Below are 17020 nucleotides of genomic sequence, written 5' to 3' on the forward strand. Positions count from 1 at the left end.
TCCCCACTCAGTTTTTTTCAATCCATTTTATCATTTTTTGCAGATCCGTGTCATAGTAAGCATATCCGGAAATTTCCTTATCAGAGCCAATTTTCGTTTTGAAGGTAATTTGAATTAAGCTTGTTGCCACTGGGGAGATTTCATATGAAACAGATCCATTTTTAAACGAAAAAATTCCTGATTTATCAGGGTCTATATTTTCGCTCAGCATTTTTTCAGTTTTTTTAAAGGAACACAGTAAGTAATACTCCTGCATTATGACGGTTTCCGCCTGATTCACTATCCTTTTCTCAGAAATAAACTGATCTAATTGAATCGTAAGGAGAAAGAGTGCAGCCAGAATGATTGTTAAAGTAAGAGGGTAAGAAAATCCATCCTGATTACGGTACATCAATATCCTCCATATTCATCAGGTAATAAAGACAGGCCGAATGCTCCTGATCAAAACTATCCGATACATTTATTTCAACTCCGCCATTAATGGAACTGAATGTTATTCTATCAAGTTTTTGCAGGACAACTTCATGGCCTTTCATATCCACTCTCCTCCTCAAATTGGAACCATATTTTTCATAAATCACACTTTTCCCGTCTATGGTTAATACAATGGAAACAGGTGATATTTCTGCAGCATCAGCAAGCCTAATCTCTTTTTTCAGCTGATTGATAAATACATGCCACTCAAGTCTTTGTGTCCTGGCTTCCATTTTCCAGTCCTGAAAGAGGAAATTAATGCTGACAGGCAAAAAGGAAGCAATCATTAAGAATATTGCAAACGCAAACAGCATTTCCAGCATGGTAAATCCTTTATTATTGGAATACTTCACACTTTTCTTTCGATCTATCCCGTACGTTTTCATATCTTATGCAAACCTCCATAAATCCTTGGTTTTCCATAGGGACTATTTCATAGACGGTTTGATTTTTTATAATAGTCTTCCCCACAGGATAACTCCCTTCCGAGGCGGCTTCCTGGAGACTCTCATAAAGCAGCTGTGTGCTTTCGTAATCCTGTTTTACCTCTTCAGAATGCTCAATAGCCTTAATGACAAGAGGAAACATTACACCCGCTGCAAGCAGCATCCCCGATAAAGACAGAAGGAGCTCAGCCAAAAAGAAGCCGTCATTCCTTCTCCACATAAAATCTCCCTCTTCCGATTAAAAAGGTAATTTTGTATTGCTCATTGTCTGTTTTGACATAGAAAGTACCAAATTTATTTGTAATTCCCCCTGGCCCGTATTGAAAATACAATGGCATGGTACCCTCCTTAATCTCAATGATTCCAGGATATTCTCTGCTGAAGATAGGATCAGCTGCAAACTTTACCTGGGCGTAATACCTTTTCTCCTCGGGAACAATTTGAATAGCTACATCTGTCTGATGGGTGATGGCATAATTCTGGGCATAAAGCAGGTCAGACTTTAATTGGGAAAAGAACATTCTCTTTTCAAGATAGAGGAATTGCGGTTTAAGAAGAATAGAGGTAATCGTGGCAATTATAAGGAAAATACTGAAAACGAAAAGAGTTTCTATTAATGTAAAGCCCTCTTTGTTCTTTATCATAACCCTGAAGATTCAACCTTCCCCTCTGCAGAAATCTTAATGGCATCTCCATTTGGACAAGTCGTGGTTTCAGCATTGAGGTAATCGGCATCCACTAAATCCTGTATACCTGAAGGAAGCTCTTTATTGTCAATTTCATATGCCTGAACCTGGGCCTGCACCATTTTAACAAACGCATCGCATCCCTTGCTGTTTATTTTTGAATTGTGTTTCGTTACATTCGGAATGGTGATGATTAAGAGTACGGAAATCACCAATAAAACAATCATCATTTCAATGAGCGTGAACCCTTTGTCATTATTTACTGTGCGCCATTTCATTAAAATCCCTCCAATAGATGAAACATAGGCAGCAGAACTGCCAAATACATTGACACTATTAAAAAACCGATAAACATGTATAAAACAGGCTGAATCATTTTAAGAAGTTTTTCTGTCTTTTCCTCCAATTTATTTAGGCAATGCCTGCTGAAAAAAGATAATTCCTGGTCCAGCCTGCCATTTTTTTGACCATGTCTGATAATATTGGCCAGCTCCCTTTCAAAAAAAGGATAACTAATTAGTATATCCTCAAGCTTATTCCCCTCACGGAGTTTGATTTTCACGGCTTCACCAAGGGCGCTGTAAAAAGGCTGCTTATCATTTTTTTCAAAAAGACTAAGCGCCTCATGTGTGGATAGGCCGCCGATTAAGAGGTGACTGAGCTGTACAGCAAAGAAATGGGTGTAGTAAAGACGAAGAAAATGGCCTCCAGCAGGAATTTTTACTATGACCATCTTTTGCTGGATAGGGGAAAGGTTTCTGAATCTAAAAAAATAGTATATAAGTAAAGTGACTAAACCGAAGAGTACAATCAGAATGAATAATGGGAGAAGGTCCCCAAACAAATAAACGGCTTTTGTGAAGAAATTAGGCTTAAGGTGCATGGAAACGAATAAGGAAGAGAAACGGGGCAGCAGGACTTTATCAACGAAAACAAATAGGAATGCGGTAATGAACATCAGGAAAATAGGATAGGTCATCAGTTTTTGCAATTTTTGAATGTCCCTTCCTTTTCTCAGCACCATTTCGCTTCCTTCAAGAAATGCAGAAGCAAGGCCGCCATGCTGTTCGGCAAAAAACACATAGCCGATCAGATTATTATTAAAGTTCATGTTTGCAAGGATTTGATAAAAAGGAAATCCTTCTTTCAATTGAGAGAGGCACTGACTAATTTCATGTTTTCGTTTTGGCGGCAGCTGATGCATCATTGATTCCAGTGCCTCAGATAAGGGGTACCCTCTGGACAGCAGTTCACCAGTATTTTTCAGAAACAAGCCCTGTTCTTGAATGGTCCATTTATGTTTCCGCATTATCGTGCACCCACCTGCTGTACTCAGTTTCCTTTATATATCCAAGAGCAATCCCTTTAGTTATTACCTCTTTAAGTGTGCGATACTTAACAAGGCTTCTTTCGCCTCTCGCCTTCTTTATGGAGGCATTAAGCGCTCTTCCTGCAAGAAGCTCAAACACACTTGCCCTTTTCCACCTGCCGTATCCATAGCAGAATGGAGAACATTCCCCTTCACAATAAGGGCAATTCAATTCGACAAGGCGCTGAGCCGTGACAGCCACTAGTGTCTGCTCAATTTCCATCATATTCACCCCAAACTCAGCTAAACGATATACAGCCCCCTGAGCATCCCGAGTATGCATCGTGCTTAAGACAAGGTGACCTGTAAGTGCTGCTCTAACAGCAATCTTCGCAGTTTCCGCATCCCTGATTTCACCCACCATAATGATATCGGGGTCATGGCGAAGGATTGCTTTCAAGCCTGCGGAATAAGATACGCCCGCTTTCTCATTGACTTGAACTTGAAGGACCAAGTCATTCTCTTTTTCAATCGGATCTTCCAGGGTAATCACATTGCGATGGAACATATGAGAGGTTTCATTCAGCAGAGAATATAATGTTGTGGTTTTTCCGCTTCCAGTTGGTCCTGTGAAAATAATTAATCCATGAGCATGTTTCAGCAATGCCAGCATTTTTCTGGTCATGTCTGGAAAAAGGCTGATTTGAAAAAAAGGAATTTGTTCCTGCTGGGGCAGAATTCTGATAACGAGGCTTTCGCTGTGGCTTGATGGGAGGGTTGAAAAACGCAGTCCAATCATTTGTCCATCTACTTCAAGAGAATAGGCACCGCTTTGCGGCCGTCTCTTTTCACCAATGTCCATCGAAGCGGTAAATTTAAAATGAGAAATCAGTCTGTCGCACTCTTCTTTAGGAAGATAAAGCCTGGGGGTCAATTGGCTGCCGAACCTGAGCTGAATTAGAGTGTCTTTTCTTCGGGGAATAATGTGGATGTCGGAAGCATGGCTCCTGACGGCGTCTTTGATAATTCGTTCTGCCATTCTTTCAATTACACTCAACTAATTATGCACCACCTTTATTAATTGTTATAGATAATAATTCGCCTAATCCCGAGTATAACCTCCATATTTCGGCAAATCTTTTTGACGAATTTGTGAATAAATTATTTTTTTCTTTTCATAATAAAAGTGTACCAAATGAATTGATGGGCTATAGCCAAGCGGTAAGGCACCGGACTTTGACTCCGTCATGCGCAGGTTCGAATCCTGCTAGCCCAGTAATTATGGAAGGACACCAGGTGTTCCTTCCTTTTTTTACTACAAAAAAAAGGAAATGCGCAATCTATACGCATTTCCCATAAAGTGAAATTTCAAATTTCAATCAGTGGTTTTTTTTATAACCCACTGATTGTTAGTTGAACCAATCGGGCCTATACGGGCATTTTGCCCACCACTTATCCTCAATTGATTCCTCTGATTCTTGTAACGGGAATTTTACTGCCCGTTAGACTGCGATAAAATCTATTTGGCAATATTCTTAAATGCATCCGGATTATAGCCTATGACAATTTTATCTCCATTTGTCAGTATGGGCCTCCGCAGCAGTTTTGGCTCCTTAATTACTATTTGCACCACTTCTGATAAAGATAATTCCTCAAGGTTCTGTTCCAGTTTTTTATAGGTCTGGCTGCGGGTAGCGAGCAGTTCGTCAAGGCCGCTTGTTGTTAAGGAAAGTATTTTTAGTAATTCTCTTGATGATGGAGTCTCCCTGAAGAGATGCCTTTCTTCAAAATCAATTGAATGGGCTGTCAGCCATTTTTTCGTCTTTCTGCAGGAAGTACAGCTGGGATATGTGAAAAATGTCAATTGGCTCATAACTCTTCTCCTCACAAACTTCAATATTATTTTACTTAAATTGGACATCATTTGTACAATAAACGTATACACATTTGTATAAGTAATTAAACTTCATTTGTGAACATTTTCTAAACTTATAGTGATTACAGTGTTAACCTAAATCGACTGTATTATAATGGAAGCATGCCAGGAAGGCGCCAGCTCATTCATATAAGTGACAGCTGATGACCTCGGGAATAAATTACCCTTTTGAGGTGACAATAAATGGAGCAAACATTAAAAATAACTAATGTGTTATCCGATCCAACCCGCTATTATATTTATCAATACATTACGAAAAGACATAAAGATGTGACCGTACAGGAGATTGCAGATAATTTCAGCATTCATCCCAATGTTGCAAGATTGCATTTATCCAAGCTCGAAGATGTCAATATGCTTGTATCTGAAACAAAAAAAACAGGCAAAGGCGGAAGGCCAAGCCGCTTATATCGGTTATCTGATGACGTGATTCAGCTGCATTTTCCTTACAGGGATTATCAGCTGCTTGCAAAAATAACCATGGAGACAATGCTGGAGTTAGGTGAAGAAGGCAGAAAGGCACTGTATTCGACAGGAAAGAAATTTGGCAGAGAACTGATCCAGCAAGAGCTTAAAAGATTTGCAGGAACAGAAAAACTTACCTTTGACCAGAAATTAAACATCCTAAAGCATGCTGCCGATATGTCAGGTTTTCATCCTGAATTTGATGTAAACGCCGAAAAGACTATTGTCTATTTCCAAATTTATAATTGCCCATTTAAAGAAGTTGCAGCCCGCCACAGAGAGCCTGTGTGCAATATGCATAATGAATATTTGAAGGGTATGTTCGAAAGTTTGTTTCATTCTATTCAGCTGGTGGAAAAGCAAAATATGCTGACTGGCTGTGATGCATGCTCCTATCAGGCATTTGTTGGAAACTAAAAAAACAGATCCAGGAAAAAACCAGCTTAACAAGCATATCGTTTTTCCTGCTCTTTTCTGGACTATTTTGAAACCATTATTTACTTTTATTAAGCATTTACTTTATAATATTGTAGTGATGGACTTGTAAGGGTAAAAGGAGGGATACATATGGATCGTATGTACAGAGTATTAGGCTTCTGGACGGGAATTTTCGCCGTTATGTTTTACCTTGGCGACATGTATACAACGTCCCTGATTTTCTTCGGCCAAACAGGATTTTTCCTGCTTTTAAGCTACTTAAAGCTTTCCGAACGTATGTATATTTATGTTTTTGGAGCATACTTGACTGTTTTCTTCGTAGGCTTCACTTATTGGTCAACATTTATGATGACACCAGGCGCGGGCGGCCACTAATTGCCGATATAAAAAAGCGATGAAACCATCGCTTTTTTATTTTTCTCATATTTTCTTAGCCTGAAGAACCAGGTGAAATGCTGAACTCATACCTGAAGGCATAATCAGACTTCTGATTGCCCGGTTTCTTTTGCTGATAGGAGAGAACGGGTTAGAATCATAATGATCTTCAAGTTCCTGTAGTATGCCTGCAGACAGCAAGAATTCGTCCTGTCTCATTTTAAAATGGAAGTTCAGCCCTTCCTTTTCTCCAATGCGGATCAGGGAATCGAAATGGATATGGCTGGTTATATCCATCTTTCCAGGGTGCTCGAGTACATTATTCATTAAAGAATGCTTGTAATAGCCTCTAAGACTTCCATCCCTTCTCATCGGCTCTTGCCATTCCTCATCTGTATACCCATAATCGGCAGTCAGTACAATGCCTTTATCCAGAGCAACAGACAAGCTCTTGATCATCTGTTCCATTTGCAGAGGAATTTCAATTCTTTGGCCATTGCTAAGTGACAGACCGCTTTCTTCAAGAAATAAGTAAATATCTCCATTTGTTAATGGCACAGCTATCTCTGCAAGCTCCCCTTCTTTTACGGTAACCATAATTTCATGCAATTGATCCTTCCTTTTTTCAACCACATGTACGGGCAAGGCATCAAACAGCTCATTTGAAAAAATCATGCCGCAAAATGGGGTGATTTCATTCCAGCTATCTATTTGTCTTATACTTTCAGAAAATACAATCTGTTCCTCCTGCAGCTTTCTGTGATAGGGACTTGTTTCAAAAATGCAGTAATGAATCTCTTCATCAGCAATAAGCTTCCATTCATCAATAAAAGCTCGGGCGAAACGCCCATTTCCGCCCCCTATTTCGCAGACCTGAAAAGGCAGCTTATACTCCTTTGCCATCTGAAAAAACCACTTTGAAATCGTCCTTCCATATATATCAGAAATATTGCTGCTTGTTATATAATCTCCTGCCGGCCCAATTTTTGGTGTGTTTTTCATATAATAACCATATTCGGAATGATACAGGGCCTGCTGGATATATTCAGCATAGCTGATCATTTGCTGAGGAGTATTTTCTATAAAATTCATTAAAAAATTCCGCATAAGAACTCCCTTTTTTAAAAAATTCTAGCTTATTGGAAACAGCCATGCAATCTTGTTTTGATCACTTTTTTTCACTATTGACATAGTGTTTTCTCTGTTATATTGTTAATGTAGTAGCTTAACTATATCCCCTCCCATTTTTTATATGAATAAAACATCCCCCAGAAAAGCCCTTCTCATTGGAGAAGGGCTTTTCTATTTTACATTCAGAACCCATTCAGGAAGGGGTTTGAATCCATTTCCTGCCCAATTGTCGTTACCGGTCCATGTCCAGGGAGTACTTCTGTTTCTTCAGGCAATGTTAAAAGCTTATTATGTATACTTTCAAGAAGCTGCTGATGATTGCCGCCAGGAAGGTCTGTGCGTCCAATGCTCCCACTGAATAAAGCATCCCCGGCAACCACGAGATCTGCATCTTCAAAATATAGTGAAATACTGCCCGGAGAATGGCCTGGTGTCTCTAGAATTTTCAAGTTAAATTCACCTATGCTCAACTCTTGTTCCCCTGTTATAATATGGTCGGCGGGCCTTGCTTTTATCAGCTTGCCTATTTTAAAAAGGTGAGATCCGTTTAAGGCTGGATCTGGAAGCCATGCTGCTTCTTTTTCATGTATGTATACAGGAATAGAAAATGCATCTCTTATTTCGTCTACAGCGCCAATATGATCAAAGTGAGCATGAGTAAGAATTACAGCTAGAGGTTTTAGTCCTTTCTGTTCAATAATACCGCTTAGTTTTCCGCTCTCTTCACCCGGATCGAAGATTAAACAATCTTTGGTTTCATTCGAAAGAACATAACAGTTTGTTTGCAATGGGCCAAGAGGGATCTGATTCCATTCCATTGCTTACACCTCCCAGTGTTGGTTTAATTGTTTATTATTTTACACTATATCAGAATGGAATGCCTTATATCTGCAAAAGGAGAATAAGATGAAAATCCTATTTGGTGTTGAAGCCAGCTATATTATTCAAGATGTGCCCGAATTCATGGATCTAATAAAAAAAGAGACTGAACTGTTCGATTTTCAGCAGAGCACGTTTCTGTTTGAGCAGATGGCTCATGCCGAATTCACAAGAAGTGTACTTGTCGAAGCCGGGCTATTCGAAGAATTTTTTAATCTCTGGTACATAAAATCTGGTGTAAAGGGAGAAACTTTTGATGACTTTGCCATAGAAACAGACAGCGGGTTCTGCTTGTTCACCGAGCTCCTTAGCGCCTTTACTATAACCGGGGGCAGTGCAGAAGATGTCCGGATGGCTGTCTATCAATTTCAGGAGCATTTAGTCTTTACCGCAAAAGAAGAAGAAGTGCCATTGGTTTATTTTTCAGAACTTCACTTAAAGGATTTAATAATCGGCATTGCTGAAGCATATGACATACAAGTGTCATTTTTAGACCTCGACAAATAGAAGAAAAAAATATAAAATAAAGGACGAATGTATATACTTGGGTTTTACATAATGGGTATATAACCTGAAGAATGATTTTGATATGGCTTTTGCCTGCTGATCACGAAATAAAGGGGGCTGTTTTAATGGGACTACCAATCATTTTTGCATTAGTCGCAGTTCTTGCAGCTTTTGGTGCGTTTAGCGCACTGAAAAACAAGAACTTCCTTGGCTTGGTTTTTGCTGTAGGAACACTTGCTGTTTTCGGATGGTTCTCTGTAATGACCATAATTAACAGTGGATATCCTGCTGTTCACTAAGAAAAGTGCAACGAGCCTGCTAAGCATTAGCAGATGGCGTCTGATGCTTGACTTTTAAAAAAATAAAAGGGCTTCCCTCAATGGGGAGCCCTTTTATTTTAGCCATTTAACTGACTTTCAACCCTTCGGACCTTCTCTTCCATTTTCCTTTTGACATCACGTCTGTCATCAATGCGGATATTAGTTGCCACCCTCATTAGGCCTTTTTCAAAAGGGACTTCATGCATTGCCTGGATGACCTCAAACAAATCAGTAAGTTCCCCTTCAATAATGGTATTCATGGGTGTCAGCTGAAATCGGATTTTGCCGCTTTCTTCATACTTTTTTAATACACGCTGAATGTCTGCCACATAACTGCTGACACTTGGTGTTTCCGTTCCAATTGGAATAACAGTAACGTCTGCAATAGCCATATCTTTACCCCTCTATCTAACTTGATTTATCGTTATGTTCTACTAACCGAAAGATTTCTCTTTTGTCAGGCATTATTAATTCTTCGAGATAAAAACCCGCTAAACAGGCTGTCCCATTAGGTGAGCAGCTGAGCGGCGCATTTTCCATGTCTTCCAGAAGCACTTCCTTATCTCCTGTTTCACTGTCAACGGATATAAGCTGAAATCCCCCTGCATACATATCACTTTCAGCGCTATACAATGGCTGAAAAGTTATGATGCCCTGAGGAGTCCAGTCATAATACGGTACCAGCCAATCCGAAAACCTTGTCAAATGAGGTACTGAGATTGAAGATAACTTCCTGAAGTCATTATCCATAAAAGTATACATAGCCTGATCTGACTGATCTGCCGGCACAGTGATGGTCATTAGCCTGTCTTTGGCAGCATCGAATTGAAAAATGTCTGCCAAAACCTTGGTTTCATTATTTCCATCAATAGATTGTTTAACCAGCGGTGCAAAAAGTGACGGGTTTTCATTGCCCCAATCAAGGAAAAAAAGATGATTTGAATCCCCCCATTTGGCAAAAGGCTCCCTTAGGTTTAATTCTTCTGATGTACCTTTTGCAATGTCGATATGGTAGGAAGTAAAGTCCCAGTCTTCAGTAAATGAAGAAATTAATAATGATTCTTCATGATAAGGGTTCCACTCAACAGCAAAGTCAAAGCCAGATATATTTTTCTCCCAAACAACTTTCCCATTTGCTTTTATCGCGGTTAAAGTTCCTTCATAGGTTCCTGGTGATGTTCGAATCAGAATGTATTTGCCAGCCGGGCTGACCGTTACGGACGCAATCGGATGTGAACTTTCATAGAGAAGATTTTGATCGCCAGAAAAGAGGTTATAAGAAAAAACCCTGGAAGCTGTTCCCTCACTTACAGTGTAAACAATTTTATCATCGCTGAGCCAGCCATTTGCTCCCTGAAATTCCCCTTCTTTAATCCGGATAGGCTTAACGTTCCTATTTTCAGCATTATCAGGTGGTGCGGACGGTTCAGAGGCTTCTGTTTCTTGATTCTTTTTTTGCTGCATCTCTGCTTTTTCCGGCTGTTCACAGCCGGTTATTAAAAATAGGGAAACCATCATAACAAAAAATAAAAAAAGAAGCTTCCCTTGATATGTAGATTGAGTGTCCAACAAATCCGCACCTCCTTATCTCCCTAAATATAAGTACGTAAACGGCATGAAAATGTTTCAAAAATAATAGAATTAATGTATTTAATAGGAAAAAGCCGTTTTTCCGTCTTCGATTTGGAAAAGCGGCCGGTTACCATAGAACTATTGGCTTGTGAAGTTAGTATGATAGTTATTTTAATGTCTGTTTCACTAAAATACAATAAAGAAACATTTTCAAGGTTAATTTTTCACATATAAAGCGATGCAAGAAAAATGCCCAGCACTTCTTCATAAATATCATCAAATTGTGACAGGGGCAGGGGATTGATGCCTCTTCCAAGTTCAATTGTGAATCCCGGTCTCCGGAACTCCTGTATGAACCAATCCTTATAACCCGCAAAACTATCAATGTATTGAACTGCTTTATACCCGCTGACACGCTCGAACTCTAGCGCGAGTACCTGTGATTCCGGCGGCTCCAATCCCTCGAATCCCCAATAAAATTCTGCTCCTTGTGTATGGAAGGCAAGCATTCGATCGAATTGATTATCTTTTGCCAGTTCCGCCATTGCTATGGCTTCTGGTTCTGTTAACGGGGCTTCCCCAAGATAATCTCTTGGTGCCGGAGCATTTTGTTCACTTCTCTCTTTTTCAAAATCCCATTTGGCAGGATACTGATTATTTAAATCTACACCCCTAATATTGGCCTTCCAGCCTGTGAAATCAGTGCTTCCCCTATTTATGGCAATCACTTCTTCCCTGAGTTCTGGAGGTGGCCCATTTAAGACAAGATCTACTCCATCAGGATTCACCATTGGCACTATGGAAAGGTCAACGGAATTATATAAAGGCATTGTTGACACGCCTCTTATCGGCCGGACATTTGTTATGGATAAGAGAAAGCTGTTCAGCAAAGCCATTAATATAGGGGTTGTAATCCATTCATTTGCATGAAAGGATGCATTAATTTGCACTTTCTTATTCCCTTTTCCCAGACGTATCTCCTGAATTGGCTTTCCAAGGACACTTTGGCCAATTGATTTTACCTTTATGAACGGATAAATATCCGACAGCATGGTAATATCGGCTGTTAAAGCTTTGTAAGCATAACTTCTCCTGCCTGATACAATTGGAGTTATTACCCGCCTTGGCAGCTTTATGGCTGTACCGGGGGCCAGACTGTTTGGATTAAGGGATTGATTAACCAGGAGAAGAGCATCTACAGAGAGGTTTCTGGAAGTACTCAGCTTCCAAAAGGTGTCTCCTGGTCTTACCGTATAATTTTGCAGTGTAAAGCCGGGAATATTAATTTCCTGGCCTATCTGCAGCAATGCAGGATTTACGCCGGGATTGGAATCAGCAATGAGATTGATTGGCACCATAAAGAGCTGACTGTAATACCAGATGGAGTCTCCGGACCGGACTTTGACTTTCATCTTTCTCCCCCTTTCCATCATTTCAATTTTATGAGAAAAAGAAAAAAAGATGACTGTTTACCTGTGTTAATTTGAATCCGCAGTGTCGAAAGTGGGCAAAGAAAAAAGCACCTGCACGCAATCAGGCGCTTTTTTCAATTTATTTATTTATTTTTAGCAAGCCAGGCTGCTCCAATTACGCCGGCATCATTGCCCAATGTGGCAATATCTATGACGGTGGATTCCTTCACTCCTGGAAACGCAAATTTAGCGAAGTTTTCAATAACAGGCTTCAGCAGGACATCACCTGCTTTGGATACTCCTCCGCCTAATACTATTTTTTCCGGATTCAAGGTATTTGCTATATTTGCCAATGCCAGTCCCAGGTGCATAGCTGTTTCATTGACTACCAGAAGAGATGCTTCATCCCCATTCCTTGCTGAATCGAAAACATCTTTTGCTGTGATAAACCCATTCTCCCTATATAAATTGGAAAGAACCCCTTCTCCACCCGATTTTAGGTTTTCAAGAGCCTGTCGGACAATGCCTGTAGCTGATGCTATTGTTTCAAGGCAGCCCGCTTTTCCGCAATTGCACTGAGCACCGCCAAAAGGAACGGAAGTAATGTGGCCAATTTCACCTGCAGCTCCGCTGACTCCCTGCACAATATCTCCGTTGGCAATTACTCCGCCGCCGACACCTGTGCCAAGTGTTACACATACAAGATCTTTAGCGCCATTTCCGGCTCCCTTCCACATTTCGCCCAGAGCAGCGCAGTTAGCATCATTATCAATGATGACTGGAAGCGATGTTTCCACTTCAAGCAAATCCTTCAGCGGGTAATTATCTTTCCAGCCTAAATTAACAGTGTTATATACAACACCTGTTGCAAGATTTACAGGACCTGGAGCCCCCATGCCAATGCCGATGATTTTATCCTTGCTTATATCCAGTTCCTCCAATTTATGATCGATGGCTTTAGCTATATTTATCGTAATATTTTTTCCTTCTTCACTATTGTCAGTGGGAATTTCCCATTTATGAATGATTTCCCCATAATAGTTGATAAAAGCAAGTTTTGTAGTTGTTCCGCCTAAATCTACCCCAACCAGCCATTTCTCTGCCAAACTCCATCACCTTTTCTGTCTATTTTTTCTCTTTAAGATTCTGAATTTCAGTCCGTAAAATCAAGATGCTGCTCTGGTAATCTTTCACATCAATAAGCTGAGAATCATATAGCTCTTTTAATTCCGCAGCCATAAGCTCCAAGTCAGCTTCACGATTCCCTATGTAGATAATTGTCCCATATTTCTTCAGGAATTGCTGTATATCATAAATGGTTTTCATTCTGTACCTCTGCTTTATCGATAAGTTTATACCACAATAAAGTATAATCTAAATGTCCATCCTTCTCAAGATGGACAAGCTCCCGGAAATAAATAAGATTCCTGGACTAACGTAAAAAATCCCTTCCTGGCACAGCAGCCAGGAAGGGATTTTTTTACATTTAGCGATCTGGATCTTTGGGATGCAGGAAACGCGGCCGCCTGTTCTTCAATGGTATTGGCGATCTGAGCAATACATCCCTGAATGCTCTCAGATTGAAAGGGATGAATGGCCACAGGTATGGCACTCCAAAAGATTTCATTCTCGCCAGCATGATTATCAGCAGCATGATGCCAGCTACATATCCATAAGTATGGAAAATGCTTGTTGCAATCAGCAGGGCGATTCTTATCAGCCTGTTGGCCAGGCTCATTTCATAGCTTGGTGTTGAAAAAGTTCCAATTGCTGCTATTGCTAAATAAAGAATTACTTCATTAATGAACAATCCAACTTCAACAGCTACTTGGCCAATCATCAGGGCAGCCACCAGTCCGAGTGCAGTGGCCAGTGCGGATGGAGTATGGATTGCAGCCATCCTCAGCATATCCAAACCGAGCTCTATCATAAGGAACTGAATGACTAATGGCAGCTGTCCTGTTTCATTCGGCCCGATATATGATAATGCATCAGGCAGCAGCTGTGGCTCTATAGCAAATAAGTACCATAAAGGCAAAAGAAAAATGGACGCCCAGACAGCCAAAAAGCGGACAAATCGCAAATATGCACCTACAAGGGGCTTATTCCGGTATTCCTCAGCATGCTGCAGGTGATGCCAGAAGGTTGTCGGTGTAATGATCACACTGGGCGAACCATCGACGATGATGCAGACATGCCCTTCATAAAGATGGGTTGCTGCTGTATCAGGCCTCTCGGTATATCTTACCATCGGATATGGATTCCAATGCCGGCCAGAAATGAATTCCTCTATTGATTTTTCAGCCATTGGCAACCCATCAGTGTCAATCTTAGAAATAGAATCCTTAACTTTTTGGACCATTTCAGGATCTGCAATGTCTTCAATATAACTGACAACAACATCTGTTTTAGACCGCCTGCCCACCTGCATATATTCCATGCGGAGTGTCCGGTCTCTAATTCTTCTCCTCGTTAAGGCTGTATTAAAGACGAGTGTTTCGACAAAACCATCCCTTGAACCGCGGACAACACGTTCGATATCAGGCTCCTGTGGGCCTCTTACAGGGTATGTACGGGCATCAATGAGAATCACTTCATCGACACCATCCACGACTAATGCAGTTGGACCAGCCAGCACCATATCCACAACTTTATTCAGATCATCAGTGGTTTCAACCTCAACATAGGGTATATACGTTTTTATTAACCTGGAAAGCGTATCCCCTTCCAGCTGACCAGCATCCAATCCTGCAAGCATTTTCATCAGATAGTGCAATATATCATCTTTTACAAAGCCATCTACAAGATATAGGGCCATTTCCCTTTCTGCATATTCAACATCCAGCTGAATCACATCAAAGCTTTTTTCAACTCCAAGTGCATCTCTAAGATATTCTATATTTTCTTTCAGCGAAACCTTTACAGGCTCTCTTCTGACTTTCTCCAAAATCCCACCTCAGCATTCTGTTCCATTCTTTTCCTTGCATACTATTCAACATCATAGACATGCAAAAAAAAAATCATACCAATGATTGGCATGATTCATGAAAATTCACCGGAAATGAAGATATTATTTCCCGGGTAGTAAGCTGAAAATTCAGTAAAATATCAGCTGTTTTTTTATTCTATTTGGTTTAATAGCTTTTGATACTCTTCCTGTTCCGATTTAAGACCAGTGGCTTTTTGAGCATGATGCCTTGCTTTTTCCGTGTTATCTTCTTCTAAATAGATCAGTGCCAGATTATAATGTGCTTCGTGGAAAGAGGCTTCTTCCTTAACGACATGGAGAAGATGCACTTTTGCTTCTTCCAGTTGTCCCGCTTTTATTTCCGCATATGATAACAGAAAATAAGCTTCTGGAGAGGCATTCCCTTCCTTAACAAAATCAGCAAGCATTGAACGAGCCTTTTCATACTCTTCAGCATTAATATGCTCCTGGGCCATCACCATTGCAGTCTGTTCATTTAAAAGCCTTCCTGGTTCATTGAAACCATATTTCAACAATCCAGCCGCCAGACAGAATGATGCTGCTAAAAACAGGAACTGGAGCAATGGCCGTTTCTTCTTGGGAAAATGCACAATGCCAGTAGCAAGAAATCCGCCAATCAGCCCGCCGATATGGCCTGCGTTATCAATTCCTGGAATGGTAAACCCAAATGCAAGGTTGATCCCCAATACGACAAGTATATTAAATCCTATTGTACGGAAGAAAAGACTTGGATAAATGAGCCCAAAATATAAAAGTGCACCGAAGCAGCCAAAAATAGCTCCGCTTGCCCCAGCTGAAAGGGTAGGACTAAAAATGAAACTGGCTAATGTCCCGCCAAAACCTGCAGCCAAATAGATGAATAGGAACCTTAAATTTCCATACACGCGTTCTACTGCCGAACCTAGATAAAATAAGGCAAGTGTATTCATTAATAAATGCAGCAGCCCAATATGGAGAACAATCGGGGTCAAAAATCTCCACCATTCCCCATCAAGAATTAATGGGTTGAATTTAGCTCCATACTTGATTAAAGTCGATGTATCTGTGCTCCCGCCCATTGCTTCCAAAACTAAAAAAACAGCAACTTGAATAAAAATGAATATATACGTAAAGAAGGGCTTCCCAAAATTAAACATTTCCTTTTCTTTCTTCGCTGTTTTTACTGCTTTAGAAAGAGCGGCATGTTTCAGTGCATCAACATCCATTTCCGTATAATTTCCGGACAGAAACGTTAACGGTTTTTCAAAAATGGCCTCAACCGCACTAAGGCTATCCGGTTTGCCGGACTCAATGATTAGGGTTTGGACAGAGGTTTTCGCATTTTCAGGCATGAAGGGGACTGTGATGCGGAATTCATAGTCATCTACAGGCAGGTACTTAGTGACATAGATATTTAATACCGGCATCTCCCTTTTGCCAAGCTGCTTCCTGACAGATTCTGCTTTTTGGGCAGTAACTTCGATATCCCGCTGCAGCCAATTGCTCCAGTCAAGATTATATTTTAAGAGCCTGATTGCCTTAATCGTTTTATGCTCCATCTTTTCAAGCCATAATTCATCCTGATCACCAGATAGCTGAATCATTCTGTACCCCTGATCAGATATGAAATAATCCGCAAGTTTCCAAAATAAATAATCCTCTTGAACGGCCAATTCTTCCCCCACTCTCTATATGTTGCAATGATTACAATACTTTATTTAACTATAGGCAAAAAAGAAACCTTTTGTAAAAGAAAAAGCACCTAAATATTTATCCAAAATAAAAAGACCATTACGGTCTAATTACTAAAAAAATAAAATCCTGAATGTTGACAACTGTCTAGCTGCAGCGCCTCCCCCCTTGAGGTGTCGGGGGGAGGCGCTGCAGCTTTTCTTTACATTATTGCTGCCCTTCCGATTGCCCAGAAGAGAAAACAGAGCTCATCATCCTGTCGCGGACAAGCGGAAAACTCATTACTGAAGTGACTAGCAGTTTCCGCAAAAAGACGTTCCCAAAAATAACATTAATCAATCGATAACGGTTATGATAGGCAAAATAAGTACCAAGCCCTATCATAAATATGGATAGTAATCGAGACATTA

At 40.4% G+C, this 17020-nt stretch carries 22 protein-coding genes and 1 tRNA gene; 5 read left to right on the plus strand and 18 right to left on the minus strand.

Going from position 1 to position 17020, the window contains the following annotated elements; all coding sequences use genetic code 11:
• Positions 1 to 7: 7 nt before the first annotated feature.
• From comGG to comGA, 7 genes are read right to left on the minus strand one after another with little or no spacing between them, the layout of a single operon-like run.
• Positions 8 to 391 (minus strand): competence type IV pilus minor pilin ComGG, encoded by a 384-nt coding sequence (gene comGG, locus AC0VZ9_RS20645; RefSeq protein ID WP_019380177.1) that lies wholly within the window; start codon positions 389 to 391, stop codon positions 8 to 10.
• Positions 381 to 860, minus strand: coding sequence for a competence type IV pilus minor pilin ComGF (gene comGF / locus AC0VZ9_RS20650; RefSeq protein ID WP_226280632.1), 480 nt, complete (start codon positions 858 to 860; stop codon positions 381 to 383). The genes comGG and comGF overlap by 11 nt, the downstream gene beginning before the upstream one ends.
• A complete protein-coding gene (locus tag AC0VZ9_RS20655) occupies positions 811 to 1140 on the minus strand; it encodes a hypothetical protein (RefSeq protein WP_009332930.1) in 330 nt (109 codons plus the stop codon). The genes comGF and AC0VZ9_RS20655 overlap by 50 nt, the downstream gene beginning before the upstream one ends.
• Positions 1124 to 1564: a competence type IV pilus minor pilin ComGD gene (comGD, locus tag AC0VZ9_RS20660; RefSeq protein ID WP_019380176.1), complete on the minus strand. Its 441-nt coding sequence runs from the start codon at positions 1562 to 1564 to the stop codon at positions 1124 to 1126. The genes AC0VZ9_RS20655 and comGD overlap by 17 nt, the downstream gene beginning before the upstream one ends.
• Positions 1561 to 1884 (minus strand): competence type IV pilus major pilin ComGC, encoded by a 324-nt coding sequence (gene comGC, locus AC0VZ9_RS20665; protein ID WP_019380175.1) that lies wholly within the window; start codon positions 1882 to 1884, stop codon positions 1561 to 1563. The genes comGD and comGC overlap by 4 nt, the downstream gene beginning before the upstream one ends.
• Positions 1884 to 2915 (minus strand): competence type IV pilus assembly protein ComGB, encoded by a 1032-nt coding sequence (gene comGB / locus AC0VZ9_RS20670; protein ID WP_475396679.1) that lies wholly within the window; start codon positions 2913 to 2915, stop codon positions 1884 to 1886. The genes comGC and comGB overlap by 1 nt, the downstream gene beginning before the upstream one ends.
• Complete coding sequence (gene comGA / locus AC0VZ9_RS20675; protein WP_009332934.1) at positions 2902 to 3972, minus strand: competence type IV pilus ATPase ComGA; 1071 nt, start codon at positions 3970 to 3972, stop codon at positions 2902 to 2904. The genes comGB and comGA overlap by 14 nt, the downstream gene beginning before the upstream one ends.
• Positions 3973 to 4119: 147 nt before the next feature.
• On the opposite strand from comGA, the gene AC0VZ9_RS20680 reads away from it, so the two are divergent.
• Positions 4120 to 4191: transfer RNA gene (locus AC0VZ9_RS20680), tRNA-Gln, on the plus strand.
• A gap of 243 nt (positions 4192 to 4434) precedes the next feature.
• On the opposite strand, the gene AC0VZ9_RS20685 is transcribed toward AC0VZ9_RS20680, so the two are convergent.
• Positions 4435 to 4788, minus strand: a complete 354-nt coding sequence (locus tag AC0VZ9_RS20685; RefSeq protein WP_019380414.1) for a Spx/MgsR family RNA polymerase-binding regulatory protein — start codon at positions 4786 to 4788, stop codon at positions 4435 to 4437.
• 246 nt (positions 4789 to 5034) lie between these two features.
• Between AC0VZ9_RS20685 and AC0VZ9_RS20690 the strand changes: the two genes are divergently transcribed.
• Both AC0VZ9_RS20690 and AC0VZ9_RS20695 read left to right on the plus strand, forming a co-directional pair.
• On the plus strand, positions 5035 to 5733 hold the full coding sequence (locus tag AC0VZ9_RS20690) for a helix-turn-helix transcriptional regulator (RefSeq protein WP_019380413.1): 699 nt from the start codon (positions 5035 to 5037) through the stop codon (positions 5731 to 5733).
• 150 nt (positions 5734 to 5883) lie between these two features.
• Positions 5884 to 6129 carry a DUF2626 domain-containing protein gene (locus tag AC0VZ9_RS20695; protein WP_009332938.1) on the plus strand — a complete coding sequence of 82 codons (246 nt, stop codon included), beginning with the start codon at positions 5884 to 5886 and terminating at the stop codon, positions 6127 to 6129.
• Between the two features lie 45 nt (positions 6130 to 6174).
• On the opposite strand, the gene AC0VZ9_RS20700 is transcribed toward AC0VZ9_RS20695, so the two are convergent.
• Both AC0VZ9_RS20700 and AC0VZ9_RS20705 read right to left on the minus strand, forming a co-directional pair.
• On the minus strand, positions 6175 to 7236 hold the full coding sequence (locus AC0VZ9_RS20700; RefSeq protein ID WP_475396680.1) for a class I SAM-dependent methyltransferase: 1062 nt from the start codon (positions 7234 to 7236) through the stop codon (positions 6175 to 6177).
• A gap of 206 nt (positions 7237 to 7442) precedes the next feature.
• Positions 7443 to 8078 (minus strand): MBL fold metallo-hydrolase, encoded by a 636-nt coding sequence (locus AC0VZ9_RS20705; protein WP_009332940.1) that lies wholly within the window; start codon positions 8076 to 8078, stop codon positions 7443 to 7445.
• A gap of 88 nt (positions 8079 to 8166) precedes the next feature.
• Between AC0VZ9_RS20705 and AC0VZ9_RS20710 the strand changes: the two genes are divergently transcribed.
• Both AC0VZ9_RS20710 and AC0VZ9_RS20715 read left to right on the plus strand, forming a co-directional pair.
• Positions 8167 to 8646 (plus strand): hypothetical protein, encoded by a 480-nt coding sequence (locus AC0VZ9_RS20710; protein ID WP_009332941.1) that lies wholly within the window; start codon positions 8167 to 8169, stop codon positions 8644 to 8646.
• 125 nt (positions 8647 to 8771) lie between these two features.
• Positions 8772 to 8945 carry a DUF2759 domain-containing protein gene (locus AC0VZ9_RS20715; RefSeq protein WP_009332942.1) on the plus strand — a complete coding sequence of 58 codons (174 nt, stop codon included), beginning with the start codon at positions 8772 to 8774 and terminating at the stop codon, positions 8943 to 8945.
• A 98-nt stretch (positions 8946 to 9043) separates the two neighbouring features.
• Here the strand turns inward: AC0VZ9_RS20715 and AC0VZ9_RS20720 are convergent, their stop codons facing one another.
• The 8 genes from AC0VZ9_RS20720 to AC0VZ9_RS20755 all read right to left on the minus strand — a co-directional run bounded on the left by AC0VZ9_RS20720 (position 9044) and on the right by AC0VZ9_RS20755 (position 17018).
• The gene (locus tag AC0VZ9_RS20720) at positions 9044 to 9358 is read right to left on the minus strand and encodes an MTH1187 family thiamine-binding protein (RefSeq protein ID WP_009332943.1); all 315 of its coding nucleotides are present in this window, start codon (positions 9356 to 9358) and stop codon (positions 9044 to 9046) included.
• A 16-nt stretch (positions 9359 to 9374) separates the two neighbouring features.
• Positions 9375 to 10538 carry a YqgU-like beta propeller domain-containing protein gene (locus AC0VZ9_RS20725; RefSeq protein ID WP_019380410.1) on the minus strand — a complete coding sequence of 388 codons (1164 nt, stop codon included), beginning with the start codon at positions 10536 to 10538 and terminating at the stop codon, positions 9375 to 9377.
• A 224-nt stretch (positions 10539 to 10762) separates the two neighbouring features.
• Positions 10763 to 11950: a M14 family metallopeptidase gene (locus tag AC0VZ9_RS20730; protein WP_019380409.1), complete on the minus strand. Its 1188-nt coding sequence runs from the start codon at positions 11948 to 11950 to the stop codon at positions 10763 to 10765.
• 143 nt (positions 11951 to 12093) lie between these two features.
• Positions 12094 to 13056, minus strand: coding sequence for an ROK family glucokinase (locus tag AC0VZ9_RS20735; protein WP_019380408.1), 963 nt, complete (start codon positions 13054 to 13056; stop codon positions 12094 to 12096).
• 19 nt (positions 13057 to 13075) lie between these two features.
• Complete coding sequence (locus AC0VZ9_RS20740; RefSeq protein WP_009332947.1) at positions 13076 to 13276, minus strand: YqgQ family protein; 201 nt, start codon at positions 13274 to 13276, stop codon at positions 13076 to 13078.
• A gap of 160 nt (positions 13277 to 13436) precedes the next feature.
• A complete protein-coding gene (locus AC0VZ9_RS20745; protein WP_009332948.1) occupies positions 13437 to 14897 on the minus strand; it encodes a spore germination protein in 1461 nt (486 codons plus the stop codon).
• Positions 14898 to 15070: 173 nt separating this feature from the next.
• A complete protein-coding gene (locus AC0VZ9_RS20750; RefSeq protein ID WP_475396681.1) occupies positions 15071 to 16591 on the minus strand; it encodes a rhomboid family intramembrane serine protease in 1521 nt (506 codons plus the stop codon).
• Positions 16592 to 16817: 226 nt separating this feature from the next.
• Positions 16818 to 17018, minus strand: coding sequence for a hypothetical protein (locus AC0VZ9_RS20755; protein ID WP_009332950.1), 201 nt, complete (start codon positions 17016 to 17018; stop codon positions 16818 to 16820).
• Between the last annotated feature and the right edge of the window lie 2 nt (positions 17019 to 17020).

This window comes from Cytobacillus sp. QJM3NY_8 (assembly GCF_056173585.1).

Excerpts from the sequence above, each read along its gene's own strand:
- AC0VZ9_RS20755 (WP_009332950.1), bottom strand. The coding sequence starts at position 17,018 with ATGTCTCGATTACTATCCATATTTATGATAGGGCTTGGTACTTATTTT.
- AC0VZ9_RS20730 (WP_019380409.1), bottom strand. The coding sequence starts at position 11,950 with ATGAAAGTCAAAGTCCGGTCCGGAGACTCCATCTGGTATTACAGTCAG.
- comGB (WP_475396679.1), bottom strand. The coding sequence starts at position 2,915 with ATGCGGAAACATAAATGGACCATTCAAGAACAGGGCTTGTTTCTGAAA.
- AC0VZ9_RS20655 (WP_009332930.1), bottom strand. The coding sequence starts at position 1,140 with ATGTGGAGAAGGAATGACGGCTTCTTTTTGGCTGAGCTCCTTCTGTCT.
- comGC (WP_019380175.1), bottom strand. The coding sequence starts at position 1,884 with ATGAAATGGCGCACAGTAAATAATGACAAAGGGTTCACGCTCATTGAA.
- AC0VZ9_RS20700 (WP_475396680.1), bottom strand. The coding sequence starts at position 7,236 with ATGCGGAATTTTTTAATGAATTTTATAGAAAATACTCCTCAGCAAATG.
- AC0VZ9_RS20705 (WP_009332940.1), bottom strand. The coding sequence starts at position 8,078 with ATGGAATGGAATCAGATCCCTCTTGGCCCATTGCAAACAAACTGTTAT.
- AC0VZ9_RS20685 (WP_019380414.1), bottom strand. The coding sequence starts at position 4,788 with ATGAGCCAATTGACATTTTTCACATATCCCAGCTGTACTTCCTGCAGA.
- AC0VZ9_RS20710 (WP_009332941.1), top strand. The coding sequence starts at position 8,167 with ATGAAAATCCTATTTGGTGTTGAAGCCAGCTATATTATTCAAGATGTG.
- comGD (WP_019380176.1), bottom strand. The coding sequence starts at position 1,564 with ATGATAAAGAACAAAGAGGGCTTTACATTAATAGAAACTCTTTTCGTT.
- AC0VZ9_RS20695 (WP_009332938.1), top strand. The coding sequence starts at position 5,884 with ATGGATCGTATGTACAGAGTATTAGGCTTCTGGACGGGAATTTTCGCC.
- AC0VZ9_RS20690 (WP_019380413.1), top strand. The coding sequence starts at position 5,035 with ATGGAGCAAACATTAAAAATAACTAATGTGTTATCCGATCCAACCCGC.
- comGF (WP_226280632.1), bottom strand. The coding sequence starts at position 860 with ATGAAAACGTACGGGATAGATCGAAAGAAAAGTGTGAAGTATTCCAAT.
- comGG (WP_019380177.1), bottom strand. The coding sequence starts at position 391 with ATGTACCGTAATCAGGATGGATTTTCTTACCCTCTTACTTTAACAATC.
- AC0VZ9_RS20715 (WP_009332942.1), top strand. The coding sequence starts at position 8,772 with ATGGGACTACCAATCATTTTTGCATTAGTCGCAGTTCTTGCAGCTTTT.
- AC0VZ9_RS20720 (WP_009332943.1), bottom strand. The coding sequence starts at position 9,358 with ATGGCTATTGCAGACGTTACTGTTATTCCAATTGGAACGGAAACACCA.
- AC0VZ9_RS20740 (WP_009332947.1), bottom strand. The coding sequence starts at position 13,276 with ATGAAAACCATTTATGATATACAGCAATTCCTGAAGAAATATGGGACA.